Origin of the sequence: Paraburkholderia polaris, from assembly GCF_012927345.1 — a bacterium.
GTDB lineage: Bacteria > Pseudomonadota > Gammaproteobacteria > Burkholderiales > Burkholderiaceae > Paraburkholderia > Paraburkholderia polaris.
Map to the genome: position 1 here is coordinate 61168 of NZ_JABBGJ010000051.1, position 17473 is coordinate 78640.

The window sequence follows — 17473 nt, forward strand, 5'->3', positions numbered from 1 at the left end:
TCGACAGTTATTAACGCGGCCTTGCCCACTGGGAGGCTTCAGTCCGGCGGAGACCCGACATGATCGACATTTTGCTGATTTCGTCCAGCGCGGAGCGCGCGCCGCATATCGTCGCGCGCCTCGAAGAAAGCGGCGTGGTGTTTCGTCTGCACACCGCCTACGGCACGGTGCGGCAACTGGGCCTGCACGCCCGTGCAATCAGGAGCGCCGATCTGCTGATCGTCGACGACGTCGATCTGAGCACGCGCGAACTGGGCGGCGTCGAGGAGGCGCTGGCCTGCTCGCCTGCTTTGCATTGCATGCTGGTTACGCCTGCGCCGTCCGCTGCCTTGCTGGCCGCGGCGATGCGCGTCGGCGTGCGGCATGTGCTGTCATGGCCGCTGGATGCGTATGAGATCGCCACGGCGCTCACGCATATCGCCGCGAAAAAAAGTACCGGCGTGCGCCGCGCAGGGCGGGTCGTCACGCTGGCATCGTGCAAGGGCGGCAGCGGCACGACGCTGATCGCGGTGAATCTCGCCTGGTCGCTGGCCGCGCTACGTGGCAGACGCGTGCTGCTGATCGATCTCAGCCAGCAATTCGCCGACGCGAGCCTGCTCATGGCCGACAAGCCGCCGCCCGCGACGCTCGCCGATCTGTGCTCGCAGATTGACTGCCTCGACGCCGCTTTGCTCGACGCCTGTGTGATGCACGTACACGCGAACCTCGACGTGCTGGCGGGGGCTGGCGACCCGCTCAAGGCGGCCGGGGTGCTGCCCGGGCAACTGGAGCAAATTCTCGCGCTGGTGCGCGAACGGTACGACGCGGTGCTGATCGACATCGGCCAAAGCCTTAATCCGCTAACGATCCATGCACTCGATCGCAGCGATGCAATCTGCATGGTAGTGCGGCAAAACCCGCTTTACCTGCACGGCGGGCGCCGGATGCTCGATATTTTCAAGGAACTGGGCTATCCGCCGAGCAAGGTGCGGGTCGTGGTGAATCAATACGACAAGAACGCGCGCATCAACCTGCCGACGCTCGAACAGACTCTCGGCGCGAAGGTCGCGCATCAGCTTCCACGCGACGAAAAGCAGACCAACGAGGCACTCAACCGCGGCGTGCCGCTCGTCACCTCCGCCCACGACAGCGCGCTGGCGCGAGGCATCTGCCTGCTCGCCGATATGCTGTGGCCGGCCATCGCCGAGCCCCGCAAAGGGATGCTCGGCCGCCTCTTTGCTACGCGGCCGAACGTGCCGCCGCAACTGAAGCCGGGGCACTGAGCCGATCCGATCGCCGGGACTAGCACGCCGGACTTGAATTGGAGCGCGCGTGGCATGATCTGGACATGCGGCCGGTGTGGCTGCTACGCTGCGACACTGACGGACCGGAAGCCTTCATGAAATGGGCTTGAAAAATAATTCGCATATCGAAATGAGTATGCCATGACAAAGACCACACCCTCGCGGGAATTCGATAGTGAGGGCCGTTTCCCGGATGCCGCGAACGGCGACCCGGCGGGAGCAGTACCTATAGTACCTGGCGTTGACGGTAGACACGGCGTGATACCGTCGGGCGGCATGCGCGAGGCGTCGATCGAAATCATCGCACGCACCGCCGCGGCGCTCATGTTGAGCATCTTTACTTACGCGGCGGTCAAGCAGTGGCTCGCGGCGCCCACGCGGGTCACCTTGTTACTGCTCGTGGTGGGCGCGTTCATGACCTTGGGCCTGTCGCTCTTTGCACGGGTGCCCATCAAACGCGACTGGACACCTCTTGCTTTCATCTGCTCGGTGGGCGGGACGTTCTATTTTCTAGCCGTGCGGCTTTCGCCCGGAACCCAGCTCATTCCGGAAATGGCCGGCGCGTCGTTGCAACTGCTGGGGATTTTCTGGCAACTGTTCGCGAAGGTGTCGCTGCGCAGGTCCTTTGGTATTTTGCCCGCCAATCGCGGGGTGGTTTCTCGCGGAGCTTACCGGTTCGTGCGCCACCCCATGTACCTGGGGTATTTCGTTACGGACATCGGGTTTTTGCTGGCGAACTTCGGGATTCAGAACGTGATTGTTTACGGATGCCAGTTTGCGTTGCAAGTTGGGCGCATTGTGCGGGAGGAACGGCTCCTGTCCGATGACGAGCGGTATCGGACTTACAGGGGTAAGGTGCGGTTCCGGGTGATTCCGGGCGTGTTTTGAGCGTGTATGGTGTAGTTTCGGCTACGGCGTAAGCGGCAAGACCCCCGGCCGGCCTGATTACTCTTGAGAGAACCGCACGAGCGCAGCATCATCCATGCAAAAAGATATCAACCCGTTCAACGACATGGCTTCGATCCTGTCCAATCCGATCCTCAACACGGATTCGTACAAGGCGTCGCACTATCTGCAATATCCGCCCGAAGCGTCGGCGATGTTTTCATACATCGAGTCGCGCGGCGGACGCTATGAGCGCACGCTGTTCTTCGGCCTGCAGATGCTGATCAAGGAGTATCTGTGCCGCCCCATTACCGCGGAGATGATCGGGCAGGCGAAGGCGTTTTTCACGGCGCATGGCGAGCCGTTCAACGAGGCGGGCTGGCGTTACATCGTCGAGCACCATGACGGCTATCTGCCGGTGCGGATTCGCGCGGTGCCGGAGGGCTCGGTCGTGCCCACGCACAACGTTCTGGTCACGGTCGAATGCGACGATCCACAGGTGTTCTGGCTGGCCTCATATCTGGAAACGATGCTGCTGCGCGTGTGGTATCCGATTACGGTCGCGACGCAAAGCTGGCATCTGCGAGAAACGATCCGCGCCTATCTGGAGAAGAGCAGCGACGACCTGACGCAATTGCCGTTCAAACTGCACGATTTCGGTGCGCGCGGCGTGTCGAGTGCGGAGTCGGCGGCGATCGGCGGCTCGGCACATCTCGTCAGTTTCATGGGCTCGGATACGGTGCTCGGCGTGATCGCCGCGAACCACTACTACAACGAGCCGATGGCGGCGTTTTCCGTGCCGGCCGCGGAGCACAGCACGATCACGTCATGGGGGCGCGAGCGTGAAACCGACGCATTCCGCAACATGATCGCGAAGTTCGGCAAACCGGGGGCGATCGTTTCGGTGGTGTCCGATTCCTACGACCTGTTCTCCGCGCTCAAGGTATGGGGCACGGAGTTGAAGCAGGCGGTGCTCGATTCCGGTGGCACGCTGGTGATCCGCCCTGATTCCGGTGATCCGCTGACGATTGTCCTGCAGACCATGCGGGCGCTCGAGGCGTCGTTCGGTTCGACGGTGAACAGTAAGGGGCGGCGCGTGCTCAATAACGTCCGCGTGATTCAGGGCGACGGCGTGAATCCGGATTCGATCGAGGCGATCCTCGCGGGCATGGACGAGGCCGGCTTTGCCGCTGACAACATCGTGTTCGGCATGGGCGGCGCGTTGTTGCAGCAGATCAATCGCGACACGCAGCGGTTCGCCATGAAGTGTTCGGCCATCCGGCTTGGGGACGAATGGCACGATGTGCACAAGGACCCGGTCACGGATGCCGGCAAGCGGTCGATGAAAGGGCGGCTGACGTTGCTGGTGAACCGTCACACAGGCGAGTATCGGACGGTGACGCTGCCGGTGGCGTGGGATGACCGTACCGTCGAAGACGATTGGGACGAGGCGCTCGTCACTGTTTTCGATTCTGGCAAATTGCTGGTCGATGTAGCGTTTTCTGAAGTCAGGAAGAGGGCTCACGCGGGTGAGGGTTAGTCGAGTGTCTGGCTAGAGCAGCGGCGGCGGCCAGATCGCCACGCCGCTGCCAGACCCCGAACAAACGTGTCAGCTCATATTCCAGACCGAAACGCCGGAACCATCAATGTCAATCCGGCAAGGGCTTCCTTCCCGCAGCCGGGCATCTTCGTTGGCGATATCGAACCGCACCCCCGCGATATTCAGGCGGACATACCGCTCACCGCGCCGTAATTCGACCGCGTCGACCACGCCGGCGTAAGCGCCGTTGGGTGAGATAGACACGGCGTGGGAAGAGATGCGCCACATCACCCGTTGACCGGCAGCAATGGCCGAGCCGCTATCGCCCGTTGCGATCGCCAACCCATTGCCAATCTCCACTTGCCGAGGCGCAGTCATCAAACCTTCGCCGACGTTGTGCAAGCCGAGCAGATCGGCAACCCGCATCGAAGCCGGCCGTTCGAACACCGCATCGATGGAACCTGCCTGCAGCACTCGCCCCTGTTCGACGACCAGCACCTCGTCGGCAAGCAGTGCGGCTTCGTCGGGATCGTGCGTGACGATGATCGTCACGGCTGCAATCTCGCGCTGCAACGCACGCAGCGACTGCTGCAAACGACGCCGCCGCGGCGTGTCGAGCGCTGCGAACGGCTCATCGAACAGCAACAATTCGCTATGACGCGTGAGCGCCCGCGCCAGCGCCACACGCTGCCGCTGACCGAACGACAATTGATGCGGCAAGCGCGCAATCAGTTGCGCCAGGCCGAGATGATCGAGCCAGTAACGCGCGCTGGCTGCGTCAGCGTCGACGGGAAACGCGAGTTGCTGCGCGACCGTCATATGCGGAAACAGACCGTAGTCTTGCGGCATGTAGCCGATCTGGCGGCGCTCGGGCGGCAGTGGGCTCAAGTCAGTTGCGCCGAGCCGGACGGAACAGGATGCATTGGATTCGAGCCCCGCAATCAGACGCAACGCCAGGGATTTGCCTGAGCCCGACGGCCCGATGATCGCAAGCCGCCGCGTCGCAGGCGTCCACGCTATGTCGAGCTCGAACGCGCCCAATCGGCGCTGCAAATGAAAGGCGAGATGAAGGTTGGAAGTCTCGCCCCGGCTCGCCGTTAGATCCGTGCCGGGTTCCAGCGCGTCGTCGCCGTTTTCGGTTTGTTCGAGCGCGGTTTTCTGCCGAAGGCTATAAATCGACAGCGCCGCGCAGACAATCGCAATCGCGAGCGTCGGCAGAAGCAGGGGCATCATCGCCGGCAGCCCCTGGCCACCGAATACGACGTACGTATACACCGGCAGTGAATACGGGTGATAGGCCACCATTACCGTCGCGCCGAATTCGCCGAAGGCACGCAACCACGCGAGCGCGAGCCCCGCGCGAATCGCCGGCCACGCGACCGGCAACATCACGCGGAAAAAGCGGCTGCTCGCATGGTGACCAAGCGTCGCGGCCACGTCGTCGAGGACGGGGTCCACGGCGGCGAACGCCGATTTTGCGGCGATGATCAGGAAGGGCGCGGCTACGAAGATTTCCGCGAGTACGATGCCGGCAAACGAATCCGTCAGCGCCCCTCCGGTGACCCGGCCGACCCAACTATACGGGCCGAGCAAAAACAATAGCAGCACGCCGCTCGTGAGCGGCGGCAAGGCGAGCGGCAACTGCACGACGAAGCCGAGCAGTGCCATCTTGCGGGAGTTCGAGCGCGCCAGAAAGTAGCCGAGCGGCACGCCGCCGAGCAGAGTCACGAACGAGGCCACACTGGCGCTCGCCGCCGATACGCCAACCGCCGACCACACCGCGCGCCAGTCGACATTCGGCCAATCGGCCGCGCCGAGTTGCGGCACGCTCGCGATAAACGGGGCGCACAGATAGATCGCAAGCAGCGCCGCCAGCCACAGCAGCGGTCGCGCGGTGGACCGTTTTAGTGCCTGTTTCGCCACGTTATTGCGCGGCGTCGATCACGGCTTGCACCGAAGGCGGCATCGCTTGCACGTTGCCACTAACGGTCGGTTTGATCACATCGACGCCATGTTGCTTAAGTAGCGCGCGTCCTTGCGCGCTCAGCAGGAAGTCGACGAAGCTGCTCGCGCCATCACGATTCGGTGCATCGCTGAGAATCGTCAGCGTGTAGCTGGCCTTGGCCTGCAATTCGGGGGCCGGGTGGAGCGCCGGAATCTTCAGGTCGGACGTTTCGGTCGAGTAGAAGAAGCCCGCATCGAGCTGGCCGGATTGCAGGCGGCCCACCAGCGTTTCTTCAGGCAAAACCTGCGCGGGATTTTCCGCGTCGCCCAGCGTCTTTTCGACGAGGTCTGGCTGATGGTAGAGCTCCGCGGCCTTCGTCATCATCTCGACAGTGAATGCGCCCTTCGGATCGAGCTTCGGATCGGTACGGCCGATGCGGATGCCCGGCTCCTGCAACACCTGATCCCAGCGCTTGCTCCTGAAGTCCGCCGCGAACTTGCTTTGCGGGTTATAGCCGATCATCAACGGCGATTCGGCGAAGTTCACATACCACGTCACGTGGTCGCCGTTCGTCGGACCCATCAGGCTGGTGTTCACCTTCGGGCTCGCACTGATGAACACGTCGCCGCGGCGCAGCTTGCCCTTGATCTCGTTAGCGATCTTGTTCGAGCCCGCCGCATAGCCGCGGAAATGCTGGCCGGTGGCCTTTTCGAAGGCCGGTCCCACGCTGCGCTCCATCAGATTGACGAGCGAACCGGCGTACAGCACGTTGACCGTGTTGTCCTGCGCGAAGGCGGGCGCGGCCGTCACCACGCCCGCGACGACCACGAAAGATGCAAGCAGCTTGCGAATCATGCGATTAACCCCGATGCGTTATTAAGAGCGCTATATTACGACGTCATCGCAATGCGTTGTGCGTCGCTGCGCTTTCCGTGTGGTCAATTGAGCGGGAAAATTCGCACGTAGCTGGTGCCGTCCGTGCTGCCGGCGCGGTCGATGGCGTACAGCAGGTGCCGGGGCGCGTCCACGGCCACGCCGCGAGCGTCCTGAAAGTCGTTTGCAAGCAGGCTGATGGTGCCGTCCGGCGCGATCCGGCAAAGGCCGCTGGTGTTGCACTTGGTGTAGAGGGTGCCGCTCGCCGACTGGCCGACGCGAGCCGTGAACTTTATCGATGTAGATGATGCCTGCAGTGTGGCCGATATGTTTGGCCATATATTGCGTATCGATGCATTTCTGCGCCGAGGCGGCTATCGCAGCGTAATATACACACGGAAATAACGAGTGAACAAGCCACTCAGGCATCAATGCTGGAGATAACCCCGTATGGATAGTGTGAATGTGATTGCCGAGCCTGCCGTCGAAGGCGCGCTCATCCTGAGCGGACGGTTCCAGCGCCCGCTGTCTTTCGACCTCGAGCGGCTCAAGGCTTACGAAAGCGTGTTGGCCGCGTCGTTCGATCTGCGTTGCTACACGACGAACCGTTTCATCCGCAGCGTTGAGCCGTACCGCGGCGTGCGCTTGACGACTCTGATCTCGGAAGCGGGCCTCCCGAACGAAGTACCGGGCGAGTTCAAGCGCACGGTGTTCGTGGCGGTGGGACACGATGGCTACGTCGTGACATTCTCGTGGCATGAACTGTTCAACACGCCGATTGGCGAGAATGTGCTGGTCGCGTACGAATGCGGTGGCCGCGCGCTCGACGCTGAAGACGGGGCGCCGATTCTTTTTTCCGGTTCGGACATTCTGCCCGCGCCACGCCACGTCAAACGTCTTGCGCGTATCGAGGCGCATGTTTTGAAGCCTTTGGCGTAGGGGATTCGAGCGACAGGCGTAACATGGTCTGCTGTTCATCATCGCGTTGCCGCCATGTCTGACGAACCGCTTTTGCCTGCTGCGGGTGTTGCCGTGCCCGGCGCCGAACCGCTGCGTGCGTCGCTTGATGCGCAGGTTGCCGAGCGCACGGCAAAATGGCTGTCCGCGGCCACGGACGCCGCGTCGCCCGATACGCAACTGTTTGCGAGGCTGATTGCCGCGCGCGACGTGCGCAACGAACTTGCGCTGCTTGGGTTGCCGCAGCCGGCGTGGCGCGCGCTACTGGAGCGGCACTTTGTGCACGCGGCCGTGCTTGCGCCTGCGCCTTTGTCTGGATTGCCGCCCGTTGACACCAGCGAACATGCGGCATTCGTCGAAACGCTACACGCGCTCCTGCTCAGGTATTCCAGCACCGCCGTCGACGTGAACGACGCCCACTGTCTTGCCTCGATCGTCGCTCATGCGTGCCTGCGGCCGGATCACCTGTGGCGCGACCTCGGCCTTGCGGGCCGTGACGAAGTCACGTGGATGCTGACGCGCTATTTCCCGACGCTCGTCCTCCTGAATGTCGACAATCTACGCTGGAAGAAATTCCTCGCCCAGCAGCGTGCGCTTTCGTTAGGGCTTCAGCCTGGCCCGGCCCCCGGTTGCCCGGGCTGCGAAGACTACGGGTATTGCTTCCCGGGTCCCCACTGAAGGCCATTCAGCCAGGGTGGCAGGGCGAGGCGGTTCGTGTATGCTTTCGCGCATGGCTGATACCGCGAAAACCAAACCAAGACCTGCGACCAAATCCGCGAAACCTCGTCCAGAAGTGCGCTTCAGAATGCGCATCCGCAGCGGCGACGCCGTCGCGCTCGGGCCGGGCAAAGTCGAACTGCTCGAAGCCGTGCGCGAATACGGCTCGATCTCGGCTGCGGCGCGCAGCCTCGGCATGTCGTACCGGCGTGCATGGTTGTTGATCGACGAGTTGAACCGCTCGCTCAAAGCGCCCGCCACGCATTCGGAGCAGGGCGGTCAAAGCGGCGGCGGCTGTACGCTGACGCCGGTGGGCGAAAACATTATTCGTCTGTACCGCGATGTCGAAGTCGAGGCGCAACGAAGCTGCGCCAAACAGATCAGCGAGTTGACCAGGCTGATCCGCTCCTGAGCGGTTGAGGGCTGCTCGGTTGACTCAGCCGTGGCGCATACAAAACACCGAGGGCGGCGGATTGCCCAACTGGGCAAGATGCTCGGGGCGCAGGCGGTCCACCAATTCGACGAAGCTCGCCACGCTCGCCGTGCGCAATGGGTAGTAGTCGATCTGATGGCGATCGCACACCCTTTTGAGCGTATTCATGGAATCGTGATCGACGCAGTCGACCGGAAACACGACGATATCCGCACCCGGTAATGCAGCGGCAAGCAGACCTTTGCGATCTTCCACGCCGCCGTCATGCACCACGAAATCACCGCCGGCTGCCTCCACTAGTCGCTTGAGCGCGGCATTCGAGCCGGGACGGCCGCCCACATACACAATCCGTTTGCCGCGCACGCTGTCGAGACTGGCTTGCCGCGTCCCTGCGCCATGGCTGTCCGCCGCATCTACCGTCGCGCGTTCCAGCGCATCGCATTCGCTTTGCACCAGTTTGAGAAGCGCCAACGCCTGGTCGTGGCTCTTGCGTAATGCGAGCGCCGCCCCCCGTTCCTGCTGCGCGCGCTGTTCTGCGGCCTCACGGCGGCTGGTATGCAGCGCCACCCGCTGGTCGGTGTCGGCCAGCTTGTCGCGCAGCTTTGATATCTCGGCTTCGAGATCGGTGGGATCCGTCGGCGTCTGGCGCGTGGCCAAGGCGGTAAGCTGCATGATCTGCTCGTTGAGCGCGGCAATCGACGCGTCGCGCTGCATGCTGATCTCCTGCAAGCGGCTTTGCTGCCGCTCGACTTTCTCTTTCAACTCGGCGTTTTCCGCTTCGAGCGCAACCAGCCTGCGGATATCCGCGCGATTCGCCGCGCCGACCAGATGCGACAGCATGTGCAATTCGCCGAACGCTTTCTGGCGCACGTGCAAGGTTGCGTACGGATGCGTCATCAATGCCCAGTAAGCAGGCGGGATGTCGCCACTTTTCAGCGCTTCGTCCCAGAGCTTCAGCAACTCGACGTCGTCGGCGGCTTTGTCGAAGCGGCGGATTGCCACCGCATAGTGCTCGTCGAGCAATTTGTGCAGGGCTTTAGCGCCCGCGCCGCCATCGATCGCGAGTTCGACGGCCGAGTGATGAATCTCCAGATCGCTCGCGTCCCGGCTATCGAGGCCGGTGAATTTAGGCACCAGCTTGCGCAGTTCGTGCGTGCTGAGACAGGTGCCGACGATCGAACAATGCAGTTGGCCGTCGAGCTCGGCGAGGCGAGCGCGACGTTTGGCGTTCGAGAACGACACCTTGGCGGGCGTGCAGCACGGGTCGGCCGCGCGCAAGCCGGTGCCGGCCAGCTCGTCGCTGGACAGTTTGAGGCGCGGGGGCTTGGCAAGGCGAAAGGGGGGCGTGTGCATGAAGACCTCGAATCCGATTCTGGCGTCAGGCTGACTGAACGTGCGTGCTGAACACGTGCGCCGCGCAAGCGCTGCTGGCGATATATTCGAAAGGATATAAGGACGAGCAAAAGAAAACGTTCATATGTGGCAATGACGATCTAGAACATGCCCAACGCACAGCCCGATAAACGCAGTGTCGAGCCGTTCGAGCTCCGCCACCACCTTGCGTAATGCGGCCAGATCGTTGCTGAAGGCGTCCGAGAAAATCGCGTCGCGAAGCTGCTCGGCCGAGCGTGCTTCTTCGATCGAAGCTTTCAGATCGCGTAAGCGGACGAAAGCCGCCGCCTTGGCCTGTTCGGAGAGGATCGACAGCAACTGATTCAACGAGTGCGAACCCGAGGTGCCCACCGACGCGAAGTTCAATTGATCGTCCGTCAGCATCAGCACGAAGCGCTGCACGCTGCCATAAAGGCGCCGATAAGCATCGACGACATCGCGGATCAGTTCGGCGCGGCCACGTTCGGACGCCGATTTCACCGCGACGATGGTCGACGAAAGCCCTTTCGGGGGGCGTCCCGCCGGGTTGGACAAGATGGGTGGCGATATGGGTCGCGAAGTGGATCGCGAAGTTGATCGATTACGCACCGCTACTGGCTCCTGCTAGCTTGTTTCGTTTCGTCGTGTGCGGCTGGCGGGCGAGCCGCCGCGCTCCACGAAGCATACCGTGATATTCGACAGAATATAGCGAAAGGCGACGTGAGTGTAGCGGAGGCGGTTTTACCTGCTTCGCGCGAACTCGAGAAACGCCCGCACGGCTGGCGCCCGTTCGAACTTTCGATAGGCAATGGCGATTTCCGAAGCGATGGGCTTGCCGGCGATGCTTCGGTAGACAACGCCCGGCAATGCGATGCAATCGGCCAGCGTATGCGGCACGACCGCCACATTGCCACCTAGCGATACGCAGGCCAGCACCGCTGCGAGCGTGCCGGGACGTGACCCGAGCCGCGGTGAAAAACGCCCGCGCCGTGCGACTTCGAAGGTGCCGGCTTCCTGTTCCGGCAGCACGAAACACTGGTCGCGCAGTTGGGAAGGCTTGATGTCTGGCGAGCCAGCCAGCGCAGAGTTTTCCGGCAGCGCGAGGACGAACGTATCGCGGTGCACCGTGGTGGCCTGAATACCGTCGACGAGCGGCATCGGCGGGCGCACGTAGGCTGCGTCGAGCAGGCCGTCGCGCAGCATCTCGGCCGCGCCGTCCATCGGCACCTCGCGAATCGAAACGTCGACCCCGGGATAGCTGGCGCGAAAGCCGCCAACCGCCCGTTGTAATACACCCGCATAAGCGGCTGATGCGACGTAACCGACTTCGATCCTGCCCAACTCGCCGCGCTCGGCGAGAATCGCGCGCTCTTCGCCGCGTGCGAGGTGGTCGAGCGCGCTGAGCGCTTCGGCGAGGTAGGCGCTGCCTGCCGCGCTCAATGCCACCGACCGCTTGGTGCGGTGAAAGAGCCGCACGCCGAGCAGCCGTTCCGCTTCCTGGATCAGCTTGGTCAGCGAAGGGGCTGCGATGTCCAATTCGTCCGCGGCGCGGGAGAAGTGCAGATGCTTCGCGACGCAGACGAATGCATGAATATGACGGAGTTCGAGTTTTCGCATGATTTTTAGTATTTCCGCCAGGGCTAATTATTCTGTGATTTTATGCCAATGACAGGCAATAGACGGTTCGCTACCATCGAATCACTTCGAATCGGCTCTCCCTGCCTGTATGTCATCCATGTCCGCCCGTCCCACACTGCCCGCGCAGTCGTCAGACTCCAAAGGCTCAAAACCCGTCAACCCCGCGTTCGTGCTGGCCACCGCGTCGGCGACCTGCGCGCTGATCGTTCTCGACACCAATGTCGTGGCCGTCTCCTTGCCCTCGATTGCGCGCTCGTTTCACGCGAGTTTCGCCGATGTCGAATGGGTTGTCAGCGCGTATATGGTCGCATTCGCGTCGTGTCTGCTGCCGGCGGGCGGTCTCGCCGACCGCGTCGGCCGCAAGCGGATGCTGCTGCTCGGGCTCGCGGTGTTTTTTGTGGCGTCGCTGGGATGCGGGGCGGCGCCATCGGCGGCCATGCTGAACGTGGCGCGCGCGGTCAAGGGCGTCGGTGCCGCGATGCTCCTCACCGCAGCGCTCGCCGTGATCGCCAACACCTTCCACGAAGGTCCGGCGCGCGTGCGCGCATGGGCCGTGTGGGGCACCTGCATGGGCCTCGCGACGACGGTCGCGCCGCTCGTCGGCGGCGTGATTACCCAATGGCTCGGCTGGCGCTGGATCTTTCTGCTCAATCTGCCTGTGTGCGCCGGCCTCGCCTGGTGCGCGTCACGCTCGATTCATGAGTCGCGCAATCCCGACCCCGGTCCGCTTGATGCTGCCGGCAGCATCCTGTTCGGCCTTGCACTTGCGCTCGGTATCTGGGCGTTAATCGAGTTGCCGACCGACGGGCTCGCGAGCTGGACAACGGGCGCGAGACTCGCGGCATGCGCGCTGCTGTTTGGCGCATTCGTTCAGGTACAGCGCTCACGGGCGCATGCGATGGTCGATCTTGCCCTGTTCCGCCAGCCGCGCTTTGTCGCCGCCGTGCTCGCGATGTTCGGCTACGCCGCCTGCGCGCAGGTGATGATGACGTTTTTGCCGCTCTACCTGCAGAACGCGTTCGGTCTGTCGGCGGTGATGGCGGGCGTCGGCATGCTGCCGTTCGCGCTGGCGATGGTGCTCGGGCCGTACATCGGCGCGGTGCTCGCGAGGCGGTTGCCGGGCATGGCATTGCTGTCGAGCGGGCTGTTGCTGATCGCGGCCGGCAATCTACTGACGGCGTGGGTAGCCGGCGACGCAAGCTATGCGCTGGTGGCGCTCGGCATGGTCGTGACCGGCCTGGGCGCAGGGATCATGAATGGCGATACGCAGAAGGCCATCATGGCGTGCGTACCGCCTGATCGAACCGGCATGGCGTCCGGTATCAGCACGACGACGCGCTTCACGGCGATCGTCACGTCGGTGGGTGTGCTGGGCGCGGTACTCGCGGCCCGCACCCACGCGGCGTTCCTGGCCGGCACGCAAATGACACCTGATGTAAAAGCCGCGCTCGAAGCGGGGTTGATGTCGCGCATGCTCGCTGGCGACCTGGCGCAGGCCACTGCGCATCTGCCGCCTGCGCCGCGGAGCGCGCTGGTGTCGGCTGCGCACACCAGCTTCGCCAGCGGCTTTGCTGCGGCGCTTTATCTGGCGGGCGCGGTCGGGGTGTCGATCGCCGTGGGCATATGGCTGCTGGGTCGGAAGGGCGAAGCGGTAGTGGGGAATGGGGTTGCGTCGAACGGATAGCGAGTTCACCGGCCCGACAGCGGCCTGCCGTCGAACTGGCCTACTTGGCCCCGGCCGTTCCGTTTTCCGATATTGTTTGCTGCGTGCGCGCGCTCAAACCTCCGCGCGCGCTCTTTCCGGACCCTTTCCACGGCCGGTTAACGCACAAACACAAGAAAATGAGCCATCCCAACACCGAATTGATCGCGCGTTTTTACACCGCGTTCCAGCAGCGCGACGCCGAAACAATGGCCGCCTGCTATGCCGACGATGTCGTCTTCAGCGACCCGGCCTTTGGCGAGCTGCGCGGCGAAGAGGCGCGCGACATGTGGCGTATGCTGGTGGCGCGCGCGCAGGACTTTTCGCTGACCTTCGACAGCATTGAAGCGGACGAGGCCAACGGCCGCGCCCACTGGGTGGCCCGTTACACATTCAGTCAGACGGACCGAACAGTGGTCAATCGCATCGACGCCCGCTTCGTCTTTCGCGAGGGCCGCATCGTCGAACACCGCGATACATTCGACCTTTGGCGTTGGGCCCGTCAGGCTTTAGGCGTCAAAGGCGTGCTGCTCGGCTGGACGCCTTTCGTGCAGCGCGCAATCAGGGCACAGGCGAGGAAAGGCCTCGACCTCTATCGACGCAGACAGCGCCGCGCGTAACCGGTCGGCGCGAGGTCAGCCCGGCGCAATCCACCCGGCCTTGCTATGAGCCGGCCAGTTGATGCAGTATTTCATGACGTGGATAAGCGGGGAGTTCTATGCCTGTAGTGGATGCGTCTTGGGAAGCGTGGCTGAGCAGCAATGTCGCGCGCGGTTGCAGCATCGACTCGATGATCGATGCGATGGTGCAAGCCGGTTTCGCCACGCAAGCCGCGCGCGCGGAAGTGCACAAAGCGTTCGGCATGAACGCGGTGGACGCAGGGGGCTCGCCACCGGCAGCGACCGAGGCCGCTCTGGTAAAAATTGGGCCGCAAACATACCAGTACGACGCGTCGCCCATTGCACCCGGCAATGTGATCCGTGCGCACGATCGCGACGTCCGCGTATTGATGCGCTGCGAGCGGCCGCAAGTGATTGTGTTCGCGGATGTGCTCTCGCCTGACGAGTGCGACGAGATGATCGAACGCTCGCGTCATCGGTTGAAACGCTCGACAACGGTCAATCCCGCCACCGGCAAGGAAGACGTGATCCGCAACCGCACCAGCGAAGGCATCTGGTACCAGCGCGGGGAAGACGCGTTCATCGAAAAGATGGACCGGCGCATATCGAGTCTGATGAACTGGCCGGTTGAAAACGGTGAAGGGCTGCAGATTCTGCATTACGGCACGAGCGGCGAATATCGCGCGCACTTCGATTATTTCCCGCCCGATCAGGCCGGCAGCGCGGTGCATACCGCCCAGGGCGGCCAGCGCGTGTCGACCCTGGTGATCTATCTGAACGACGTGCCCGACGGCGGCGAGACGATTTTCCCGGAAGCGGGCATCTCCGTCGCGGCTGTAAAGGGTGGCGCAGTCTATTTCCGCTATATGAACGGCCAGCGTCAACTCGATCCGCTGACCTTGCACGGCGGCGCGCCGGTGCTCGGCGGCGACAAATGGATCATGACGAAGTGGATGCGCGAGCGGGCTTATGGCTGAGGCCCGCGCTATTCGGCCGCGTGCCGTGCGGCGGCTCTTCCTGGTGCGCCGTCTGACAGTTGCTTCAATGCGCTGCGCGCGCTGACGCACCCCATGCGCATGATCATCAGGCCGATCGTCGCGCCCGCCACGTGGTCGAGCATCGGCATACCCGCCATGCTGCCCGCCACGCCCAGGGTCGCGACCAGCGCCGACACCGCATCCATTCGCGCATGCCATGCACTTGCCAGCAAAATCGCCGACCCGGTGCGCCGGCCTTCGGTGCGCATGTAGCGGAACAGCGTTTCCTTGGCGATCGCGACGAACCCGCTGACAGCGAGCGCGCTGACTTGCATAGCCGTGTTGCCGCTCAACGTTGCGGTTTGCCCGACGCTATGCCAGATCATTTCGGCTGCCGTGACGACCAGCAGGGCGGCGATGAAGAGCGATGCCACGGCTTGCGAGGCGTTGCCGTCCCCTTCGCGCGGCGTTGCGTTCAGGTGTTTCGCGCTGAGGTACAACACGATGAGCACGACGCTGTCGGCGGCCAGGTCGCTCAAGGTGTGGATGCCATCGGCGAACAGGCCGTCCGAATGCGCTGTTAAGCCGATCGCGATCTGCATCGCCATGAGAAAGGCGTTGAGCAGCGCGCTCGCGGAGGCGGCTTTAAGCAAAGCGGCCGCCTTTGATGGCGCGGCTGTGGCTGTCGCTGTCGGGCACGGAAGGCTGTGGCATTGGATTGGGACGGGTTATGTTGTTGCAGGAAAGTACCCGTCGAACGTGGCGCGCCGATGACAGTGCTGCAACGGCTGCAACGGCCGCAACAGCGGCAACAGCGGCAACGGCTGCCGGTGATCAGGACCGTCTCGTCCGCCCCGGCCTAGGTGAGCAAGAAAGCGAGTAGGAAAGTTCGTAGTTCGCGATGCGTCGAATCCGACGCTGAATGCGTTTCAGCCAAGGCCCATTTCCGAATCGTCGCGTGAAATGCGACGGGACGGCCACCTATCATCCTTTGCTTTGCTCAGCATCGCCCGATTGGCCGCGCGCCCGATCTGTGCGTGCTGGGCGAGCGAACTCTGGATGTGGGATGAGACGTATGCCTGTCGTAAATGATGCCGTGAAAACCTGGTTGAACAGTCATGTCGAGCGCGGCTTTAGCCCTGCGGCGTTGGTGGATGCCATGGTGGGCGCCGGCTTCGAGTCGGAACTCGCGCAAGCCACGGTGAACGCTTCGTTCGATGCTGCTGCGGCAGCGGCTCGTGCGGCCGTTGCTGCCGCGCCATGCGGTTTCGAGGCGGCCGCGGGCGAATACCGCTACGATCCGGCACCGGTCCCGGCGGGCAATGTGATTCGTGCCTATGATCGTGACGTCAAGGTGTTGATGCGCTGCGAGCGGCCGCAGATCGTCGCGTTCGCCGATGTGATGTCGGACGAAGAGTGCGATGAGATGATCGAACGGTCGCGTCCGTTGCTCAAGCGCTCCACGACCGTCAATCCTGAGAACGGGTCGAATGACGTGATCCCCAATCGCACTAGCGAAGGCGCCTGGTATCACCGCGGTGCGGACCCTTTCCTCGAACGGCTCGAAAAGCGTCTTGCCAGTTTGATGAACTGGCCGGTCGATAATGGCGAAGGGTTGCAGGTGCTCAGGTATGGGGTGGGTGCCGAGTATCGGGCGCATTTCGATTATTTTCCGCCGTCGCAGACGGGCAGCGCCGTGCATATGGCGCGCGGCGGGCAGCGGGTTGCCACGCTGGTTTTGTATCTCAACGACGTGGGCGCTGGCGGCGAGACTTTTTTCCCCGATGCAGGCGTGTCGGTTGCCCCGAAGCGGGGTGGCGCTGTCTATTTTCGCTATATGAATGGGGCGCGGCAGCTCGATCCTTTGAGCTTGCATGGGGGCGCGCCAGTTCTGGAGGGCGAAAAGTGGATTATGACCAAGTGGGTCCGGGAAGGGGTTTTTGCTTAACGCTCAAGCTGTCTTGTAGACGTGCGGGTTGTGCAGTTCCATATAGCGCTCCAGCGTCGTCAGTCCCTTGAAACCGTGCGGTTTGTAGACGTGGTGAGCGTCTGTCGTCACCAATACGATTCTGCGCAAACCGGTCAGCGAGGGACTCGCGAATACGTGCTTCATCAACGCTGAAGCGTATCCGTTGCCGCGGTACGCCGGCAGCACAAAGACATCGCAAAGGTAGGCAAATGTCGCCTGGTCCGTTATCAGGCGAGCAAAGGCGATCTGCTTGCCTTCGATGTACGCCCTCCATGTCAGGCTAGTTGTCGCCTCACCCGAACCGATTGATGTAAAGATGGGGGGCGGACAGCGAATGGGAAATGAAACGCTATTCAGCGGAAACCCGGGAATGGGCAATCCAGCAGATGATGCCGCCGTTCAATCGTGCGGTCATCGAGTTGTCAGGAGCGACGGGCATCACGACGGTGACGCTACGGACCTGGCGGCAAAGTGCAAGACAGACAGGGAAATTCATGCCGGGCAATGGCAAAACCAGCGATCGATGGTCAAGCGCCGACAAGTTCAGGGTGGTGCTGGAGACG

The 17473-nt window shown here is 62.9% G+C and carries 16 protein-coding genes and 2 pseudogenes; 11 read left to right on the forward strand and 7 right to left on the reverse strand.

Features of this window, described 5'->3' with window-relative positions; translation table 11 throughout:
- Nucleotides 1-59 precede the first annotated feature (59 nt).
- The 3 genes from HHL24_RS36225 to HHL24_RS36235 all read left to right on the forward strand — a co-directional run bounded on the left by HHL24_RS36225 (nt 60) and on the right by HHL24_RS36235 (nt 3708).
- Nucleotides 60-1262, forward strand: a complete 1203-nt coding sequence (locus tag HHL24_RS36225) for an AAA family ATPase (protein WP_169490079.1) — start codon at nt 60-62, stop codon at nt 1260-1262.
- A 297-nt stretch (nt 1263-1559) separates the two neighbouring features.
- Complete coding sequence (locus HHL24_RS36230; protein ID WP_169490095.1) at nt 1560-2171, forward strand: methyltransferase family protein; 612 nt, start codon at nt 1560-1562, stop codon at nt 2169-2171.
- A gap of 94 nt (nt 2172-2265) precedes the next feature.
- Entirely contained in the window at nt 2266-3708 is a 1443-nt protein-coding gene (locus HHL24_RS36235) for a nicotinate phosphoribosyltransferase (protein WP_169490080.1), read from the forward strand.
- 69 nt (nt 3709-3777) lie between these two features.
- Here HHL24_RS36235 and HHL24_RS36240 read toward each other — a convergent pair whose 3' ends face one another.
- Nucleotides 3778-5631 (reverse strand): ABC transporter ATP-binding protein/permease, encoded by a 1854-nt coding sequence (locus HHL24_RS36240; RefSeq protein WP_169490081.1) that lies wholly within the window; start codon nt 5629-5631, stop codon nt 3778-3780.
- Between the two features lies 1 nt (nt 5632).
- A complete protein-coding gene (locus HHL24_RS36245) occupies nt 5633-6508 on the reverse strand; it encodes an extracellular solute-binding protein (protein ID WP_169490082.1) in 876 nt (291 codons plus the stop codon).
- A gap of 468 nt (nt 6509-6976) precedes the next feature.
- Between HHL24_RS36245 and HHL24_RS36250 the strand changes: the two genes are divergently transcribed.
- From HHL24_RS36250 to HHL24_RS36260, 3 genes are all read left to right on the forward strand, one after another.
- Complete coding sequence (locus HHL24_RS36250) at nt 6977-7465, forward strand: molybdopterin-dependent oxidoreductase (RefSeq protein WP_169490083.1); 489 nt, start codon at nt 6977-6979, stop codon at nt 7463-7465.
- Nucleotides 7466-7519: 54 nt separating this feature from the next.
- On the forward strand, nt 7520-8161 hold the full coding sequence (locus HHL24_RS36255) for a nitrogen fixation protein NifQ (RefSeq protein WP_169490084.1): 642 nt from the start codon (nt 7520-7522) through the stop codon (nt 8159-8161).
- Nucleotides 8162-8288: 127 nt separating this feature from the next.
- Nucleotides 8289-8612: a winged helix-turn-helix domain-containing protein gene (locus tag HHL24_RS36260; protein ID WP_169490085.1), complete on the forward strand. Its 324-nt coding sequence runs from the start codon at nt 8289-8291 to the stop codon at nt 8610-8612.
- A 24-nt stretch (nt 8613-8636) separates the two neighbouring features.
- Here HHL24_RS36260 and HHL24_RS36265 read toward each other — a convergent pair whose 3' ends face one another.
- From HHL24_RS36265 to HHL24_RS36275, 3 genes are all read right to left on the reverse strand, one after another.
- Entirely contained in the window at nt 8637-9986 is a 1350-nt protein-coding gene (locus HHL24_RS36265) for a DUF2325 domain-containing protein (RefSeq protein ID WP_169490086.1), read from the reverse strand.
- 120 nt (nt 9987-10106) lie between these two features.
- On the reverse strand, nt 10107-10559 hold the full coding sequence (locus HHL24_RS36270) for a hypothetical protein (RefSeq protein WP_230417718.1): 453 nt from the start codon (nt 10557-10559) through the stop codon (nt 10107-10109).
- Between the two features lie 186 nt (nt 10560-10745).
- Nucleotides 10746-11621 (reverse strand): LysR family transcriptional regulator, encoded by an 876-nt coding sequence (locus HHL24_RS36275; protein ID WP_169490087.1) that lies wholly within the window; start codon nt 11619-11621, stop codon nt 10746-10748.
- Nucleotides 11622-11739: 118 nt separating this feature from the next.
- Here HHL24_RS36275 and HHL24_RS36280 point away from each other — a divergent pair, with 118 nt between their 5' ends.
- The 3 genes from HHL24_RS36280 to HHL24_RS36290 all read left to right on the forward strand — a co-directional run bounded on the left by HHL24_RS36280 (nt 11740) and on the right by HHL24_RS36290 (nt 14941).
- Nucleotides 11740-13326, forward strand: coding sequence for an MFS transporter (locus tag HHL24_RS36280; protein WP_230417719.1), 1587 nt, complete (start codon nt 11740-11742; stop codon nt 13324-13326).
- 158 nt (nt 13327-13484) lie between these two features.
- Nucleotides 13485-13964, forward strand: coding sequence for a nuclear transport factor 2 family protein (locus tag HHL24_RS36285; protein WP_169490096.1), 480 nt, complete (start codon nt 13485-13487; stop codon nt 13962-13964).
- A 98-nt stretch (nt 13965-14062) separates the two neighbouring features.
- Nucleotides 14063-14941, forward strand: coding sequence for a 2OG-Fe(II) oxygenase (locus HHL24_RS36290; protein ID WP_169490089.1), 879 nt, complete (start codon nt 14063-14065; stop codon nt 14939-14941).
- Between the two features lie 8 nt (nt 14942-14949).
- Here HHL24_RS36290 and HHL24_RS36295 read toward each other — a convergent pair whose 3' ends face one another.
- Nucleotides 14950-15594, reverse strand: a complete 645-nt coding sequence (locus tag HHL24_RS36295; RefSeq protein ID WP_169490090.1) for a cation diffusion facilitator family transporter — start codon at nt 15592-15594, stop codon at nt 14950-14952.
- Between the two features lie 422 nt (nt 15595-16016).
- On the opposite strand from HHL24_RS36295, the gene HHL24_RS36300 reads away from it, so the two are divergent.
- Entirely contained in the window at nt 16017-16889 is an 873-nt protein-coding gene (locus HHL24_RS36300) for a 2OG-Fe(II) oxygenase (RefSeq protein ID WP_169490091.1), read from the forward strand.
- A 3-nt stretch (nt 16890-16892) separates the two neighbouring features.
- On the opposite strand, the pseudogene HHL24_RS36305 reads toward HHL24_RS36300, so the two are convergent.
- Nucleotides 16893-17192 (reverse strand): annotated as a pseudogene (locus tag HHL24_RS36305) (GNAT family N-acetyltransferase); the annotation flags it as partial.
- Nucleotides 17193-17251: 59 nt separating this feature from the next.
- Between HHL24_RS36305 and HHL24_RS36310 the strand changes: the two are divergent.
- Nucleotides 17252-17473, forward strand: a pseudogene (locus HHL24_RS36310) (IS3 family transposase); the annotation flags it as partial.